This is a genomic window from Nonomuraea sp. NPDC003214 (assembly GCF_053590035.1).
Map to the genome: position 1 here is coordinate 18,469 of NZ_JBSFSX010000030.1, position 15,533 is coordinate 34,001.

Annotated in this window: 14 protein-coding genes and 4 pseudogenes; 7 read left to right on the forward strand and 11 right to left on the reverse strand. The window is 68.9% G+C overall.

Annotated features, from left to right (window positions below):
* Positions 1 to 405: 405 nt before the first annotated feature.
* Positions 406 to 1,194 (reverse strand): P-type ATPase, encoded by a 789-nt coding sequence (locus tag ACWDXC_RS43840; RefSeq protein ID WP_449992863.1) that lies wholly within the window; start codon positions 1,192 to 1,194, stop codon positions 406 to 408.
* Positions 1,167 to 1,478, reverse strand: coding sequence for a hypothetical protein (locus ACWDXC_RS43845; protein WP_449992865.1), 312 nt, complete (start codon positions 1,476 to 1,478; stop codon positions 1,167 to 1,169). The genes ACWDXC_RS43840 and ACWDXC_RS43845 overlap by 28 nt, the downstream gene beginning before the upstream one ends.
* Positions 1,479 to 1,693: 215 nt before the next feature.
* Here ACWDXC_RS43845 and ACWDXC_RS43850 point away from each other — a divergent pair, with 215 nt between their 5' ends.
* Positions 1,694 to 2,374: a CBS domain-containing protein gene (locus ACWDXC_RS43850; protein WP_375075372.1), complete on the forward strand. Its 681-nt coding sequence runs from the start codon at positions 1,694 to 1,696 to the stop codon at positions 2,372 to 2,374.
* A 99-nt stretch (positions 2,375 to 2,473) separates the two neighbouring features.
* Positions 2,474 to 3,133, forward strand: a pseudogene (locus tag ACWDXC_RS43855) (DUF4389 domain-containing protein); the annotation flags it as partial.
* A gap of 1,078 nt (positions 3,134 to 4,211) precedes the next feature.
* Here ACWDXC_RS43855 and ACWDXC_RS43860 read toward each other — a convergent pair.
* Positions 4,212 to 4,376: pseudogene (locus ACWDXC_RS43860) on the reverse strand (universal stress protein); the annotation flags it as partial.
* Positions 4,377 to 4,608: 232 nt separating this feature from the next.
* Between ACWDXC_RS43860 and ACWDXC_RS43865 the strand changes: the two are divergent.
* The gene (locus ACWDXC_RS43865) at positions 4,609 to 5,250 is read left to right on the forward strand and encodes a response regulator transcription factor (protein WP_219508905.1); all 642 of its coding nucleotides are present in this window, start codon (positions 4,609 to 4,611) and stop codon (positions 5,248 to 5,250) included.
* Positions 5,251 to 5,757: 507 nt separating this feature from the next.
* Here ACWDXC_RS43865 and ACWDXC_RS43870 read toward each other — a convergent pair.
* From ACWDXC_RS43870 to ACWDXC_RS43885, 4 genes and pseudogenes are all read right to left on the reverse strand, one after another.
* Positions 5,758 to 6,695: pseudogene (locus ACWDXC_RS43870) on the reverse strand (IS5 family transposase).
* A 294-nt stretch (positions 6,696 to 6,989) separates the two neighbouring features.
* Positions 6,990 to 7,241: an ATP-binding protein gene (locus ACWDXC_RS43875; protein ID WP_449992927.1), complete on the reverse strand. Its 252-nt coding sequence runs from the start codon at positions 7,239 to 7,241 to the stop codon at positions 6,990 to 6,992.
* 271 nt (positions 7,242 to 7,512) lie between these two features.
* A complete protein-coding gene (gap, locus tag ACWDXC_RS43880) occupies positions 7,513 to 8,496 on the reverse strand; it encodes a type I glyceraldehyde-3-phosphate dehydrogenase (RefSeq protein WP_449992867.1) in 984 nt (327 codons plus the stop codon).
* Positions 8,497 to 8,903: 407 nt separating this feature from the next.
* Complete coding sequence (locus tag ACWDXC_RS43885; RefSeq protein ID WP_219508899.1) at positions 8,904 to 9,314, reverse strand: Hsp20/alpha crystallin family protein; 411 nt, start codon at positions 9,312 to 9,314, stop codon at positions 8,904 to 8,906.
* A gap of 785 nt (positions 9,315 to 10,099) precedes the next feature.
* On the opposite strand from ACWDXC_RS43885, the pseudogene ACWDXC_RS43890 reads away from it, so the two are divergent.
* The 4 genes and pseudogenes from ACWDXC_RS43890 to ACWDXC_RS43905 all read left to right on the forward strand — a co-directional run.
* Positions 10,100 to 10,426 (forward strand): annotated as a pseudogene (locus ACWDXC_RS43890) (FAD-binding domain-containing protein); the annotation flags it as partial.
* A 192-nt stretch (positions 10,427 to 10,618) separates the two neighbouring features.
* Positions 10,619 to 10,846 (forward strand): hypervirulence associated TUDOR domain-containing protein, encoded by a 228-nt coding sequence (locus ACWDXC_RS43895; protein ID WP_219508898.1) that lies wholly within the window; start codon positions 10,619 to 10,621, stop codon positions 10,844 to 10,846.
* A 2-nt stretch (positions 10,847 to 10,848) separates the two neighbouring features.
* Positions 10,849 to 11,178, forward strand: coding sequence for a DUF3140 domain-containing protein (locus ACWDXC_RS43900; protein WP_219508896.1), 330 nt, complete (start codon positions 10,849 to 10,851; stop codon positions 11,176 to 11,178).
* 464 nt (positions 11,179 to 11,642) lie between these two features.
* Positions 11,643 to 11,915: a DUF1876 domain-containing protein gene (locus ACWDXC_RS43905; protein ID WP_449992871.1), complete on the forward strand. Its 273-nt coding sequence runs from the start codon at positions 11,643 to 11,645 to the stop codon at positions 11,913 to 11,915.
* Positions 11,916 to 12,171: 256 nt separating this feature from the next.
* Here ACWDXC_RS43905 and ACWDXC_RS43910 read toward each other — a convergent pair whose 3' ends face one another.
* The 4 genes from ACWDXC_RS43910 to ACWDXC_RS43925 form a co-directional block, all read right to left on the reverse strand.
* Complete coding sequence (locus ACWDXC_RS43910) at positions 12,172 to 13,017, reverse strand: sulfite exporter TauE/SafE family protein (RefSeq protein WP_449992873.1); 846 nt, start codon at positions 13,015 to 13,017, stop codon at positions 12,172 to 12,174.
* Between the two features lie 35 nt (positions 13,018 to 13,052).
* Positions 13,053 to 13,631, reverse strand: coding sequence for a rhodanese-like domain-containing protein (locus tag ACWDXC_RS43915; protein ID WP_449992875.1), 579 nt, complete (start codon positions 13,629 to 13,631; stop codon positions 13,053 to 13,055).
* Positions 13,632 to 13,670: 39 nt separating this feature from the next.
* Positions 13,671 to 15,008 carry a rhodanese-like domain-containing protein gene (locus tag ACWDXC_RS43920; RefSeq protein ID WP_449992876.1) on the reverse strand — a complete coding sequence of 446 codons (1,338 nt, stop codon included), beginning with the start codon at positions 15,006 to 15,008 and terminating at the stop codon, positions 13,671 to 13,673.
* A 79-nt stretch (positions 15,009 to 15,087) separates the two neighbouring features.
* The gene (locus ACWDXC_RS43925; protein ID WP_449992878.1) at positions 15,088 to 15,357 is read right to left on the reverse strand and encodes a metal-sensitive transcriptional regulator; all 270 of its coding nucleotides are present in this window, start codon (positions 15,355 to 15,357) and stop codon (positions 15,088 to 15,090) included.
* Positions 15,358 to 15,533 lie beyond the last annotated feature (176 nt).

Below are 15,533 nucleotides of genomic sequence, written 5' to 3' on the forward strand. Positions count from 1 at the left end.
CGTCAGGCCGGCCACCAGGATCGACTCGGCGAGGACGGCCGAAGCCATCACCGCTTAGGCGGCGCCGGAAGGAACATGCGCGAGGACGCGCAGCATGACGCTGCGGGCATGGCACCTGGCGCGGACGTTGTGGATGTCGACCAGATCGCGGCAGAGCCGGAACAGCTCCGACACGGTCAACGGTTTCTGGTGAGGCTGGCGGTGCTGAGCCTGTTGTCGGACGCCTCCGAGCGGCGTCCGCTGCTGTGCGTGGTCGATGACGCGCAGATGGGGATCGCGCCGCGCAGTGGGCGGCCGCGGTCCTGCAATGGTCTGGGCCGTAATGAGCAGGCGCTGGCGGCGGCGCAGGCCTGCACCCGGAGCGCAGTCCGGGCCTGCCTGCGGTGCGGAACCTGTCCGGCCGGGCTACCTCACGCCGGAGCAGCCGGGAACAGCACGCGCGGCTCCAAACAGCAACTGGCCTTGGGTATCGGCGTGCACGGTATCGGGCTGTGTCCTGGCTCCGTACCCAGCAGTTGGACCAGTTCGAAGAACGCGGCGCCCACGGCCAGCGCGATCCCGGCGACCGGTGGCCGCCACGACGGCTTCCGCCTGTCCTTCGACTACGAACATGCCTGAGAAGGCCCGCTCCCCCGCCGCCGGGCGCAGCAGGCGGCTCTCCCTGGTCAGCCTCGACTCGTTGAGCCCCAGCGCGTGAACGTGCGCCAGTTCCAGGTCCGCCGAGATCCGGTCCCCCGCCTCCAGGACGACCGCGTCACCATCACCAGGTCGGCGGCGTCGATGAGAACGCGCCTGCCGTCGCGGCGCACGACCACCTTGGCAGCGATCAGCTCGCGCGGACGTGCCCCACAGCAGCAGGGCGAAGAAGTGTGCCATCTGGCGCAGCAGCAGCACGACCGCGGGCTTGCGGCGGATGGGCGGCAGGCTGTTCGGGCCATTCTGGGCCGGCCTGGCCGCCGCCTCTGCCGTGGCGAGCCCTTGCCTGAGGCAGGACTCAGTGGTCATGCCCGCGCTGTGGGCGCGTGGGGGCGCCGCCTCACAGGGACTTTCGGGCTCAGTATTCACCCACCAGCGCGACCGGGCAGGGAGCGTGTTGAAGGAGAGAGCCGGCCAAGCCAGCACGGATGGCGCGCTTGCGACCCACGACCAGGAGCGCCGCGACTTCGTCATTGCTGACCGGCTGACTTCATACATGCGGATAACGGTTCACGCAGTCGCCGAGGTCTGCGACGGGAAGCCGGCACAGGGCGGCCTCGCCGATCGCGAATTCCAGAACAGAGGTATCCGAACGGGATGGCCTTGCGCAGGTGGGACGCGGCCACGTCTGCCGCCTGACCGTAGGGCCACTGCCAGGCGTGGGTGACGATCAGCGGCACCTTCCTGCGCTCGGCCTCGTCCAGCGCCTGCATGGAGAAATCCGACCCGCCATAGGCGAGCACGATCTCATTCTTACTGGTTCCTCCCATCAGGCCGCGCACGATCCGGCACCGACGCCGCACGGCGGTGGCCTCACGACCAGCGCTGCCCCGCAACGGGCCTCTGGCAGGAACTTTCGGCGTTCACCGCCTGGCAGTCCGGCTCTGATCGGCGGACCAACGACAGCGGCGCGGGGGACCTTCGCCTCTGTGAACGGGTTCATGGCGCGAGGTGCGATGGAGCTAGCCGACCACCTGCCTGAGAAGGGTTGAGCGCCATGCGTATGACCGTCGCCGACGTGATGACGACCGAGGTCGTCACCGTCGCCGCCACCACCCCGTTCAAAGACGTCGCCGCAGCGCTCGTCTCCGGCGGCATCGGTGCCGTGCCGGTGCTGGACGACGACCGCCATGTGATCGGCATGGTGTCGGAGACCGACCTGCTCCACAAGGAGGAGTTTCGCGAGCAGTACCACCGGGAGGGCTACCGGTCGCCGCTGCGCGCCCGACTACGCCACCCGAAGGCCCGGAGGAAGGCAGCGGGTGCCACCGCCGCCGAACTGATGACCAGCCCCGCCGTCACCGTCTTCGCCGAGGCCACCGCGGTCAAGGCCGCCCGCCTCATGGAGGCCCACGACGTCGGGCGGCTCGCCGTCGTCGACTACAACGGCAGGCTGGTGGGCGTGGTCAGCCGCCGGGACCTGGTGAAGCTGTTCCTGCGCCCGGACGAGGAGATCGCCGCCGACGTACGCGACGACGTCCTCGGCCGCAGGCTGTGGGCCGATACCGACGCGGTCCGGGTCCGCGTGTGCCGTGGAGTCGTGACGCTCTCCGGCTGGATGGAGCGCCGTACCGAGGCCGCCTTCGCCGTCCGCATGACCGGCGGCGTCAACGGAGTGGTCGACGTCCTCGACGAGCTGACCTGGAAGCAGGACGATGTCGACAGGCGGCGCACGTAGCCATCATGAGTGGACCGGCGCTTGAGTCGGGTACAACGGCGCGTGAAGTAGGGACCTTCGCCCGCAGGCGGCCCTCATCGCGGGTGGTGCGCTGGAAGCATGAACACCTATCCCGTACGAGTCGAGGCCCGGCTGGAGGAGCCCCTCAACCGGGGCCTCTGGATCGTCAAATGGTTCCTGGCGATCCCGCACTACGTCGTGCTGAGCCTGCTGTGGACGGCCTTCGTGGCCCTCACCGTCGTCGCGTTCTTCGCGATCCTGTTCACCGGCCGGTATCCGCGTACGCTGTTCGACTTCAACGTCGGCGTGCTGCGCTGGACCTGGCGGGTGGCGTACTACACCTACGGCGCCCTGGGCACCGACCGCTACCCGCCCTTCACACTCGGCCCGGCCCGGGACTATCCGGCCACGCTGGAGATCGACTACCCCGAACGGCTCTCGCGCGGCCTGGCGCTGATCAAATGGTGGCTGCTGGCCATCCCGCACTACCTCGTCGTGGGCCTGTTCACCAGCGGCAGCGTCATCTCCTGGCGGAGCGATCTGCCCGACGGCAGCGGCGGCATGCTCTACACGCTCGACTGGGGTGGCCTGATCGGGCTGCTGGTCCTCATCTCGGCACTGTTCCTGCTGTTCACCGGCCGCTACCCGCAGGGCGTGTACGACCTGGTGGTCGGCCTGAACCGGTGGTCGCTCAGGGTGGCCGCGTACGCGGCTCTCATGACGGACGCCTACCCGCCGTTCCGGCTGGAGCAGGGCGGCCACGAACTGCCGCGGATGCGCGAACCCGCCCGTTCCCCGGTCCGGCACACCGTCGGCTCCGTCGTGGCCATCACCCTGGGTGCGCTGCTCGCCTTCGCCGGGATCGCGACCGCAGCCACCGCCACAGGTACAGCGGTGCTCGGCCAGGCACGCGACAGCGAAGGGTTCGTCAGCGTCACCACCGGGCGCGTGTCCACGTCCACCTACGCCCTCACCACCGAGCAGGTCACCGTCGCGGGTCAAGGCGTACGGTTCCTGCGCGAGAGCATCGGGCGCGTCCGCATCGAGACGCCTGGCGCTCCGCTGTTCATCGGCATCGCCCGTCAGGACCACGTCACCGCCTACCTGGACGGCGTCGCCCACGAGCGCATCACCCACCTGGCCTTCCCAGCCGGCGACACCGGCTACGACCGGCACCCCGGCTCGGCTCCGGGATCGCCTCCTGGTGCCGAGCCCTTCTGGGTGGCCACCGGCTCGGGCAGCCTGACGTGGGACATCCGGCCGGGCGAGTGGGCCGCAGTCATCATGAACGCCGACGGCACACCCGGTGTGACGACTGACCTCACCTTGGCCGCCACCCTGCCTCGGCTTGGCCGGCTGACCTGGATGCTGACGATCGCCACAGTGATTCTGCTGACAGGCGGGATCGCGCTCGTGCTGACCGGTATCCGCCTGGCCGCCGTCCCGGCGCGCGAACCCTCATACGCCGCCCCGGCGGCGTGAACCGCAGTTCCCCACAGGGATGGGGAAGCGTCCGCATTACGGCCATGCTGCAGTGCGCGTAATGCAGGACGCCCCGGCTGACCGGGCCGAGCAGCGCCCAGCACGTTCTCCCCGGCCCCCTTCAGGAACCCGGACGCCGGACTGCCATCCGAGGCCCAAGCCCGCTCAGTCGGCGTGGCCCCCGAATGTCTTGTCCGGGAACGCCTACAAGAACATCCAGCTCAGAGCGATTCGGGCGATGATCAGACGTAGTCGACCGGACAGCGGGCGGCGGGCGTTGCGGTGCCCATGGCAGGCCTGTCGACGGTGGTGATGGTCCCGTCACCGGCCCCGGCAGTGGACAGGCTTCCTCTCTCCGTGACCGTACCACCGCGACCGGGCAGGTTACGTGGTGAAGCACACCGTGGCTGATCGAGCCCAGGACCGCGGAAGCGAAACCGCCCAGCCCGCGCGAGCCCCCGACCACCAGGTCGGCCGATGCCCCGACCCTGGCCAGCACGCCCACTGGGTGTCCCGCCAGCGACGCGTGGGTGATCCGCCCGCTTGCGAGGACAGCTCCGTCAGCACCGCCGACGGCGTTTGCCGTGTTCCCCACGACGCCAAGATGGTGCTCTTCATCGGTGCCTCCCCTCGTCCGGTTCTTTCAGACTCTCTCGGAAGGCGTTGTCGGTCGGAGGCATTCCGCTCCTTCACGAGACCTTGGCTCTCCGGCGTCCTTCCGGCTATGCCGCTTGTTCGGTAGCGTCACGAACATGATTCGTGTCTTCCTCCTCGACGACCACGAAGTGGTCCGCAGAGGGGTCGCGGCCTTGCTGAACTCCGAGAGCGACATCGAGGTGATCGGCGAGGCCGGCACTGCCGAGTCCGCGATCGCCCGCATCCCGGCGCTCAAGCCTGACGTTGCAGTGCTGGACGTACGCCTGCCGGACGGCAACGGCGTGGACGTGTGCCGCGAGGTGCGCTCCCGGGTGCCGGGGCTGGCATGCCTGATGCTGACGTCGTTCGCCGACGACGACGCGCTGTTTGAGGCGGTCATGGCGGGAGCCGCCGGCTACGTGCTCAAGCAGATCCACGGCTCCGACCTGGTGGGCGCGGTGCGCACGGTCGCCTCCGGGCAGTCGCTGCTGGATCCGCAGACCACCGCCGCCATGCTGCAGCGGCTGCGCGATCAGGCCGCCAGGAAGGACCCGCTCGCGGCGCTGACGGATCAGGAGCGCCAGATTCTGGACCTGATCGGCGAGGGCCTGACGAACCGGCAGATCGGCGAGCGCATGTTCCTGGCCGAGAAGACGGTCAAGAACTACGTCTCCAACCTGCTGTCCAAGCTTGACATGCAACGCCGCACTCAGGCCGCGGCCCTGGCCGCCCGGTTGCGCGCCGAACAACGGAAATAGCACCCGCTCGCGACGTCCACCACACCGTCGACGTTCCGGACCGCCTCGATGAGGGCAACGGCCTTTCGAGCTCCGCCGCACCCCACCGTTGATCCCTGGTGTGACAGTGCCCGCCGGGGGCCGTGAGCGGGGCCGCCGTCACTGCCGCGACCTTCTTGTGCTCGCGTCGGCGTCTGCCAGGGATCGACCCCTTGTGCCGCTCTGGTTGGACTTCTTGAGCGGTATGTCATCCTCGGAGGCCATACGGGCCGGCTGGTGGAAGGCGTTCATCCTCATTTGATCACCAAGGGAGTTGCTCAGCTACTGTCGATAATGTTTTGGGCTGCGTCACCACCGCTGACCGGGCACGGCTCACTCTTCCCAACGCCGCCTTCCGAGTGGATCGGACGGAGGGGCCCGGCCTTCGGGGCCTTGCCGCAGGCGTTAGCGGTCCTCCGCCCTGCCGCCTCCGGCGAGGTCGCCACTGCCAGGACCTCGGCGCCGGGCCGCTAGGAGCTGTTTCTTCGATCAGGTTCGGAGCCAGATGACCAGGGCGGCCAGGGTGACAGTGCCGAGGAAGATGTAGGCGCGTTTGTCATAGCGGGTGGCCACGGCCCGGAAGTTCTTCAGCCGGTTGATCGCCCGTTCGACGACGTTGCGCGCTTTGTAGCGTTCGGCGTCGAAACCGGTGGGCCGTCCTCCGGCTGAGCCTCGTCGGCTGCGATGGGCACGTTGATCGCGTGGCTCGGGGATGGTGTGCCGGATCTTGCGGCGACGCAGGTAAGAGCGGTTGGCGCGGGAAGAGTAGGCCTTGTCCGCGGCCAGGCTGTCAGGCCGGGTGCGTGGGCGTCCCGGCCCCAGCCGGGGTATGCGGATGGTGGCCAGCACTCGCCGGAACTGCGGGCTGTCGCCGTACTGGCCCGATGTCAGGACCAGCGACAGCGCCCGGCAGCGGCCATCCGCCGATAGATGGATCTTGGTGGTGAACCCGCCACGGGAGCGGCCTAAGCACTCCCCAGTCTGACCACCTCCGCCAGCCGGGCGGCCAGTGTCGCCAGCACCGGATCGCCCCGGTTTGTCCCGGCGGTGTCCCCCTTTTGCCGTCCCCGCACGGGCGGGGGCGGTGTGCGGGGCGCGCCGGCGGCGTGCTGGTGGGCCCGCACCGTGGTGGAGTCCACGGAGATGTCCCAGCCCACCCGCCCCTCGGCGTCTTGCTCGGCCTGGATCGCGGCCAGCAGCATCTGCCAGGTGCCATCAGCCGACCAGCGGCGGTGCCGCTTGTAGACCGTGATCCAGGAGCCGAATCGTTCGGGCAGGTCACGCCAGGGCAGGCCGGTGCGGGCCCGATACAGCACGCCGTTGATCGTCCTTCGGTGGTCATTCCACCGCCCGCCCCGCCCGCCGCCCTCGGGAAGCAGCGGTTCGAGCCGTTCCCACTCCGCGTTCGTTAAGTCACCACGACCCATATGCCTATCGTGACGCCCCAGCCACGAAGGGTCAGCAGATCTAAGAAACAGCTCCTAGGGCCATCAAGCGCCTCCCTGTTGAGATATCGGCTGGCCAGTGACTTCCGCCAGCGATCACGACGGAGGCCATCTCCGACCTTCGTCCTGCACCGCGTCAACAGGTGTGACATCAAGCCGGTTCGGGTTCTGCTCCTACTGGCAGGTCGCCTGGGTATGCGGCCCCTCCCACTTGTCAACGGCCAAGTTCGTGTGCCACTGGCGGCCACGTAGAAGTCTCCACCTCTTGGCAGTTGACTACCTCTTGATCAGCCGTGCTGGTGTCCTGGTTCGTACCTGTTGAATCCGGAAGGATTCGCCCTCGGTGACCACGACGATGCTGTGGTGCAGGAGCCGGTCCAGCAGGCTGACCGCGGCGGTGTGCTCGGGCAGGAAGCGGCCCCGCTGGTCGGGTCGACGCCGGTAGTAAAGACAATCTCGCCCGCCAGGGACGCGCCGACCAGATCCCCCGCTCGCCGGGCGGGACCGCCGGTGAAGGGGGTCCGTCAGGCAGGCACCGTGCGGGGAGTCCGGGCCCGTGGTCGGTTACTTCGCAGAGCAGGGCGCCGTCCGCACACCACAGGCGGAGCAGACCTCGTCCGCCGCCCGTGGGCCACGGCGTTGGTCACGCACTCGTCGGCCGCCAGCAGGAAGTCGTCCAGCCGTACCCCTTCGAGCCCGCGCTCCCGCGCCGCCCGCAGGAGCAGGCGGCGCGTGCGCTGCAGGCACTTTCCGTCGAAGCGGAGGCTGATCGCCGGCAGAGTGGTCGCGGGCATGGTGATCACGCCATCCGCTGGGCCATCTCGACCAGCCGGTTGGCGTAGCCCCATTCGTTGTCGTACCAGCCGAAGACTTTGACCAGGTCGCCGCTCGCCTGGGTGAGCGGGGAGTCGAAGACACAGGAGGCGGTGTCGCCGACGATGTCGCGGGAGACGAGCGGATCGGTGCTGTAGCGGAGGATCCCGTGCAGCTCGTCCCGAGCGGCCGCGGCGAAGGCGTCGTTGATCTCCTGGGCGGTGACCGGGCGGCTGAGCTGCGCGGACAGGTCGGTGATCGAGCCATCCTCGACCGGCACGCGGATGGCGATGCCGTCGAGGCGGCCGTTCAGCTCCGGCAGCACCTGGCCGACCATGCGGGCGGCGCCGGTGGTGGTGGGCACGATGTTGACAGCGGCCGAGCGGGCCCGGCGCGGGTCCTTGTGCGGGGCGTCCAGCAGCATCTGGTCGCCGGTGTAGGCATGGATGGTGGTCATGAAGCCGCGTACGAGGCCGAAGTTCTCGTGCAGCACCTTGACCATCGGCGCCACGCAGTTGGTGGTGCAGGAGGCCAGCGAGACGATCTCGTGCCGGGCGGGGTCGTAGGCGGCATCGTTGACGCCCGGCACGATGGTGACGTCCAGTCCCTTGCCGGGGGCCGACAGCAGCACCTTGCGGGCACCGGCCTTCAGGTGGCTCGCCAGAGCGTCCCGGGTGCGGAAGCGGCCGGTGGCGTCGATGACCAGCTCGACATCGTGAGCACGCCAGTCGATCTGCTCCGGGTCGGAGCAGCCGCTCACGACGATCTCGCGGCCGTCGACCTCCAGCCTGCCGGGGGCGGCGCTGACAGGCAGGCCGAGCGGCCCGTACGTGGAGTCATGCTTGAGCAGGTGGGCCAGAGCGGCCGCATCGGTGATGTCGTTGACGGCGACGACCTCGAGGCGTGTTCGGAGCGCGCTGCGCAGAACGGCCCTGCCGATCCTGCCGAATCCATTGATCCCGATTCTCATGCCTCCATCGTCCGGAACCCAGGGCCCGCCGTTCAGAGGCCACGGTCCTTCATGGGATGGACCTTCGGCCCTCCCCCGCCTGCCATGGTTATCGCTCGGTCTCGTCACGTCTGCCGACCAGTGCCGGCTCCCGAAACCCTGCCGCCAGCCGTTCGGCTCGTCACACGGGCACACCGGGTCGGCAGCACTCCGCAGGCTTCCTTCACGATCAACCCCCATTTCTTCGGTGCGGTGGCCGACAAGGCGACATCCCGAAGGGTCAGCTCGATCGACCGCCATCCCACTTGTGCGGCCCCGGGTGCTCAGTCGCCGGATGCCGTACGATGCCGGCGGCGATGCGCGCGTCCGGTCCGTCTTCGCCCAGGCAGCAGGCGCGGACGGTAGCTCCGCCCGCGCCCGGTGAGGCGTCAGTGCTCGACGGTGATCCGCCGGCCCGCTGACTCCTCCTCGGCCAACCCGACACTGACCTCCAGGACGCCGCCTGTGTAGACGGCCTTGACGTCGTCGGTCCTTGCTGTGGCGGGCAGTGTCACCGTCCGGGAGAGCGACCCGTAGGCGAACTCGGAGCGATGCGGCTCGGCGGCCTTCCGCGTCTTCTCCGCCCGGATGTGAAGCGTGCCGCCGTCCACCATGACCTCGACGTCCTTGTCGGGGTCGATCCCGGGCAGCTCAGCGCGCAGCACGTACCGGCCATCGGCGACGTAGTCCTCAACCCGGACGATCTGCCCGAAGGGGCGAAACCCGAACATCGGGCTCTCCATCCACTCCAGCAGTTCCGGGAACGGGAACCTGATGTCCCGCCGCTCGACCACGTTCATTGCGGCCTCCTTCCGTGGAGTCCTAGTCCCACGCCTCCAGACCACACCCCACGCGGCCGCGGGCCCAGAGAACAAAGACCCGTGTCGGCGGGTCCATTATCACCTTCCACCCCGCAGGGCCTAGCGCAGGGACTTTCGCCCCTGGCGGCGAGCGCATCGACGGCATGGACTGAGAGTGTCAGGTTCCGCCTGAAGGGAGACCACCATGGACTGGCCCCTGGCGATCGTCATCATCTCCGTGGTCTTCGCTGTCACGGTGATCTTCACCTCGTTCATCGCTCGACCGAAGAAGTAGCGCCGGCGGCGCGGGGCGCACGGCACCCGGCTGCCCGTGCGCCCCCACCGTCTGGACAGCGAATCCCCTGTGCCGCCGCCTGCCTCTTCTCCGTTCATGGATGTAGGTCTCCCGCCGCAGGTAGTACGCGACCTCCACCCCGGCCAGTGCCCGCCCCGTCCGCCCGGCGTCCGTGGCGCCACCGCCCGCCACCGCGTCCATCAGTGGATGCGCCGCGCTCCGCTGGGCTACGCCGACGCCCACGACGGTCTGGTCGGTGACCATACCTCACGGCTGAGCCCCTACCTGAGGTTCGGCTGCCTGTCACCGCTGAGACTGGCCCACCTGGCCGCCGGCAGCGAGGCGTCCGTCCGCCAGTCGTGCTGGCGCCACTTCTACCACCAGGTCACGTACGCCTTCCCTCGCATCAACCGGGGACGACTACCGCCCCCGCAGCACGACGAGGACGCGCTGCAGTCCTGGCGCAAAGACATGACCGGGCTGCCCATCATGGAACGCCGGCATGCGCCCGCTCCTCGCCGAAGGCCGGATGCACAACCGGGCCCAACTCATCGTGGCCTCCTACCTGGTCAAGCTTCTCGGCATCGCCTGGCACGCCGGTGCCCGACACTCTTCGACCACCTGCCCGACGGAGACGTGGCCAACAACTCGGGCAACTGGCAATGGATCGCCGGCACCGGCGACACCCGACCCAACCGCGGCTCAATCCGCTGCGCCAAGCCCAGCGATGCGACCCGGCGGGCGACTACGTACGATGCTACGTCCCCGGGGCTCGCCGACGTGTCCGCCGCCCACATCCATCAGCCCTTGCGTCTGACCGCACCACCGGACGGCTACCCCCCCCCGATGCTCTGACCGACTGGTGACCCGATATCGGGCGGCCGCGTGACATCGACGCGCGGCGGAGCGATCATGACCCAGAAGCGATACGGCCGCGCCTTGACCCGAGGATGGGCGTGTCGATGACTACTCTGAGGCGTGCGAGCGCAGGTTCGGGTAGTCGCAGCGCATGACGAAGAAGCGGAAGGAAGACCTGTCGGTTGGCGACGAGGTCACCTGGCGAAGCCATGGATCCACCGTCCATGGCAAAGTCGAGAAGAAGATCACCAGTAGGCGGAAGGAAGCCGGCCGCACCGTGGCCGCCACTCCCGACGAACCCCAGCACGTGGTGCGCAGCGAGAAAAGCGGCAAGAAAGCCGTTCACAAGCCGTCAGCCCTGCGAAAGGACGAAGGCTAGCGATGACCGAGGAGGAGCGGGCGATCGCGGCGGAGTTCGGCCAGGCGGTGAACATGACCGCCAAGGAACTGGAGCACTGGCTCACCACGGATGAGTCCAAAGCGGTCGGGCAGAAGGACGACGGCGGCGAATCCACCGGCCACGAATCGGGCCGCAAGATCGTCGACCTGCTCCACGCGAAGAAGGCGTCCCTCACCGCCCAGGACTACGCTCACATGCGCAAGGTGATCGGCTACATACACCGGCACCTGGCGCAACGGCCTTCCGGCGACGTCCGAGAGTCCAGATGGCGCTATTCGCTGATGAACTGGGGCCATGACCCGCTGAAATGAGCCGGGTGCCCGGACCGAGCCGCCACGTCACCGCCAGGGCGGCCGAATCCCGGTGGACAGAATCCGACATCGCCGAGCACAGGTCACGGTGCGGCCGGGGTGCGAACTGTGACCCCGGAGGGTACGAGGCTCGCCAGGATCGATCGGTGGCCGGCGAGCGCGCGACGTGATCAGCCGCCCTCTCGCTGCCGGAAAGCATCGGATCGGAGGAGTAGCGACGCTCGCGCGGACACTCCAACTTTGATCATGGCGCAACGACGTTCACGTCCGCGGGATGCATCCCGCACCGTCGTCAAGCGCACCTCCATCACGCTCTGGCAGGACAAGGACCTGTCTAGGGCCGGTCGGTCTCATACAGGTGAGCACTTCGGGGCAGGGCTACGTGAGGACGTCCAGCCCTGGCGTCTGCCGGGCCCGGGACGGTGCGACGGAGGGGATGGCCCTCACGATGGAGGAACAAGATTATGGAAGCCAAACAGTGGACGGTACAGATTTACCTGGCCGAGGACGGCGACGACACTCACGCCCGGGCGGTATTGAGCACTCAGGACGGCCAGGAACGAATGACCGGCACGGGTCACGCCCGCCGTAACCCGGCCGACCCGTCAGTGCCGGAGATCGGCGACGAACTCGCGGCCTCACGGGCGCTGACCAACCTTGCCGATCAGCTCGCCATCGTCACGCAACATGACATCACCAAGGTCGCCGACGCGCCGGTCCCGAGCCGATCGTGGTGATTCGGGAAGTAGAGCGAATCTACCGCCATGGCGGCCGCAGAGCTGCGTTTCAGATGGTCGAGGCGTGCGTCGATCCGCAGGGTGTCTGGCACCGGGAGTATCGGGATCCGGCGCGCGACCGCTACCGGAGACGCAGCACCTGAGGCTGGTCCGGGGGCGCTGGCCGGTCCGGCTCAAGCCGACTCGGCAGGCGTACTGGGCCGCGCTGGTGCAGGCAGACTGCGCACGCAAGCGACGGTCAGCGCGAGGATCGCGGCTAAGTCGACTGGCGTCGGCGCCGCAGCGCGAGCCCGAGGGCGGCGGCCGCCACCGCGCCGGCGGCCGTCAAGACGGTCCAGCCACTGTGCAGCAGCGCCGGCGGCGCCTGCTGAACCAGGACGAAGGTACCCATCGTCAGGACGAACCAGCCGAACGCTCTGCGCAGCCGGTCCGCGTTGAGGCGGCCGGCCAAGGAGCCGCCGACAAGCCCGCCGGCCACGGCCGCCACGGCAACCGGGAGCGCAAGGGACCAGTCGACAGGGACGCTGTGCAGGTATCCGGCCAGGCCCGCCAGGGACTTCATCGCGATGACGACCAGCGAGGTGCCCACCGCCACACCCATGGGCAGGCCGCCGAGGAGAACCAACGCTGGGACCACCAGGAAGCCGCCTCCGGCGCCGACGACCCCGGTCACCAGACCCACCGCGACGCCTTCGGCGACCACGTGCAGGATGGGCAGTTCCCTTGAGGCGGATGCGGCCCGGCGGGTGGGGCGGTCGCGGATCATGGCGGCTGCGGTGGCGAGCATCATGACGGCGAAGCCCCCCATCAGCAGCGCTTCGGGCAGGTGTGGTCCGATCAGCCCGCCTCCGTAAGCGCCCGCCATCCCGGCAGTACCGAAGATCAACCCGGTGCGCCAACGGATCCGTCCGGCTCTGGCGTGGCCGATGGCGCTGACCGCGCTGGTGACGGCCACGACGAACAGCGACATGGCGATGGCCTGCTTGGCCGGTACACCGGCGAGATAGACCAGCACGGGGACGGTGAGGATGGACCCTCCGCCGCCGAACAGGCCGAGCGTCATGCCGACCACGACGGCAGCGGCAAGGGCCAAGGTGATCATAATTACCCCCGGGGGTATGGCTGAGTCACAAAAAGTCATTTGGCATCGTGCGCGGGACGCCGACGTAGGCGGGCGATGGAGATCTCGGCATCCACACCGCCGGCGCGGTTGTATGGCAGCATGGCCAGGAGCATGCCCATGGCGCAGGTATCGGTGACAGCCGCAAATGTCAGGCCCGCGCCGATGAACGCGGCGACGAGCACGGCGGCCGGTACCCAGAGGCTCGCCATGACCGAGCCGAGCACGATGCCGCCGGCAACGAGCCGGACCTGCCGCTCCAGCGGCCAGCGTGGCCGTCCGCGGATCGCCGGCGCGCCGGAGGCGATCCAGGCGTTCATGCCGCCGTCCAGGACCGAGACGTCGGGCATCCCCGCCTCGCTGAGTGCCGTCCTGGCACGCTCGGCGCGACCACCGGACTGGCAGATGAGCAGCATGCGACCTCCGGCATCGGTCACGATGCGCCGCAGGTGGGCGTCGACCTGGTCGAGAGGCAGGTTGATGGCGCCGTCGATGTGGGCGGACTCGAACTCTGCGGGGGTGCGGACATCCACGACAAGAACGTCGGGGTCGGTCGCGATCAGCGAACGGGCGGAAACCGCATCGATGTGGGACACGAATGTTCTCCTGACAGGGCGATGTGTGCTGAATGGAAGTCAGGCGGCCTGACGCCGGTGGAGCGCTGCCACGACGTCGGGGACGCCAGCGCCGGTGAGCACGAGCGGCCGGTAGCCCTCTCGGGCCAGGAGGCCGGCGGCTATGTTCGCGCGGCGGCCGGAGGCGCAGGCGACGAGCACGGGCCTCTCCGGGTCGAGTTCGGCGGGGATGCCCTGCTTGATCAGGTCGGGCAGGAACCGCTCGACCGCGCCCGGCAGCCGGATCCGCTCCCGCTCGCTGTGCATCCGGACGTCCAGGAACTGGGCATCGGGTTGTGCGAGTCGCTCGACGAAGACGTCGAGTTCGGCCAGTTCGTCGGCCTGTGTGGCGGCTCCGCCAAGGTCACGGACGACGCCGCGCACGGTGTCGATCCCGATCTGGGCGAGCTGGGTGACGGCCTCCGTGACGTCCTGGTCGGCCTCGGCGACCAGGGTGATCGGCTCGGCGTAGGGCAGCAGCCAGCCGGCCCAGCTGCCGAAGTCGACGTCCAGTTCGATGCCGATCGACCCGGGGAGCATGCCAGTGGCCTGTGCCTGCCGAGGGCGGATGTCGACGACCTGGGTGTCCTGGGGAACGGTGTCCAGGACGGGGACGCGAACCGGGGGCATGGGGGGCACGCCGAGCGTGTTGGCCGGACCCATGTGCTGGTAGAAGGTGGGCACGGGCATGGGAGCCGCGAGCAGCGCGTCGGCGAACTCCTCCGGGTCGTCGATGGCCAGCATCGGATTGCCGTCGCGTTCGGCCGCGATGGAGGAGGTCAGCTTGCCTGCGCCGGTCGCGGTGCAGAACGAGCCCTCGCCGTGGGTCGGATACAGGCCGATGCCGGGCGGCAGCGAGGCCAGGCGGTGCAGGGAGCCGTACTGCAGACGGGCCAGGGAGCGGGCCCGTTCAGGACCGAGCAGGTCAGGCCGCCCGGCCGAGGCGACGAGCAGGCTGCCTCCGGAGAAGAGCGCCGCCGGTTCGCCGTCGACGAACACCAGATAGCTGGTGTGCTCGGGGGTGTGGCCAGGCGTATGGACGGGGCGGAGAGTCAAGCCGTCGCCGCCGTCGATGTCTTCCAGATGGAAGGCGGGCGTGTGCCGGTAGGCGGGTGCGGCGGCGGCGGGCAGCACGAGTTCGGCGCCCGTGCGCAGCGCAGCCTGCTCGCCGCCGGAGACGTAGTCGTTGTGGAGGTGGGTCTCCAGCACGAGCCGCAGCTCGACGTCGCGTTCGGCGGCAACGCGCAGGAAGCGGTCGATGTCGCGCTGGGGGTCGACGAGGACTCCCTTGCCCTCGTGCGTCAACAGGTAGGTCTGGTCGCCAAGGCCGGGCGTACGGAACGAGATGACGTCCATCATCCCTTCACTCCTCTCAATACCCCCAGGGGTATGCGGAAGGCAGAAAGATGCGGCCACGGAGGCCCCGTGACCGCCAGTATCAGGCGAGCGCCAGGAAGAGCTTCTCCAGCTCCGCCACGCTCATGGGCGGCCGATCGCCGCGGCCCTGCGCATCCTGGCAGTGCCGCAATCCCGTCGCGACGATCTTGAAGCCGGCCCGGTCCAGCGCTTTCGAGACGGCGGCGAGTTGAGTGAGCACCTTCGTGCAGTCTTCGCCAGCCTCGATCATCGTGATCACTCCGGCCAGCTGGCCATGTGCCCGCTTCAGTCGGGTCAGCGCGTCGCCCACCATGCTCTCGTTCAGCTCCATGCTTGGAGCATACCCCCAGGGGTACCTGAAAAGGCAAATCACATGAGAACAGGTCAACGCCACGCCAAAGCACGCTGGAGCCGGCTCCGATGGCGTAGCCCGAGTTCTCTCCCTGACCGATGCGTGCTCGCGCATGGTGTCCCCGCTGCCGTTCGACGTGTCCGGGCTCTCTTTCG

Bases quoted from the DNA above. Each gene is read 5' to 3' on its own strand.
- gap (WP_449992867.1), bottom strand. From the start codon at position 8,496: ATGAGAATCGGGATCAATGGATTCGGCAGGATCGGCAGGGCCGTTCTG.
- ACWDXC_RS43885 (WP_219508899.1), bottom strand. From the start codon at position 9,314: ATGAACGTGGTCGAGCGGCGGGACATCAGGTTCCCGTTCCCGGAACTG.
- ACWDXC_RS43895 (WP_219508898.1), top strand. From the start codon at position 10,619: ATGACGAAGAAGCGGAAGGAAGACCTGTCGGTTGGCGACGAGGTCACC.
- ACWDXC_RS43900 (WP_219508896.1), top strand. From the start codon at position 10,849: ATGACCGAGGAGGAGCGGGCGATCGCGGCGGAGTTCGGCCAGGCGGTG.
- ACWDXC_RS43850 (WP_375075372.1), top strand. From the start codon at position 1,694: ATGCGTATGACCGTCGCCGACGTGATGACGACCGAGGTCGTCACCGTC.
- ACWDXC_RS43865 (WP_219508905.1), top strand. From the start codon at position 4,609: ATGATTCGTGTCTTCCTCCTCGACGACCACGAAGTGGTCCGCAGAGGG.
- ACWDXC_RS43905 (WP_449992871.1), top strand. From the start codon at position 11,643: ATGGAAGCCAAACAGTGGACGGTACAGATTTACCTGGCCGAGGACGGC.
- ACWDXC_RS43920 (WP_449992876.1), bottom strand. From the start codon at position 15,008: ATGATGGACGTCATCTCGTTCCGTACGCCCGGCCTTGGCGACCAGACC.
- ACWDXC_RS43910 (WP_449992873.1), bottom strand. From the start codon at position 13,017: ATGATCACCTTGGCCCTTGCCGCTGCCGTCGTGGTCGGCATGACGCTC.
- ACWDXC_RS43840 (WP_449992863.1), bottom strand. From the start codon at position 1,194: ATGTATGAAGTCAGCCGGTCAGCAATGACGAAGTCGCGGCGCTCCTGG.
- ACWDXC_RS43925 (WP_449992878.1), bottom strand. From the start codon at position 15,357: ATGGAGCTGAACGAGAGCATGGTGGGCGACGCGCTGACCCGACTGAAG.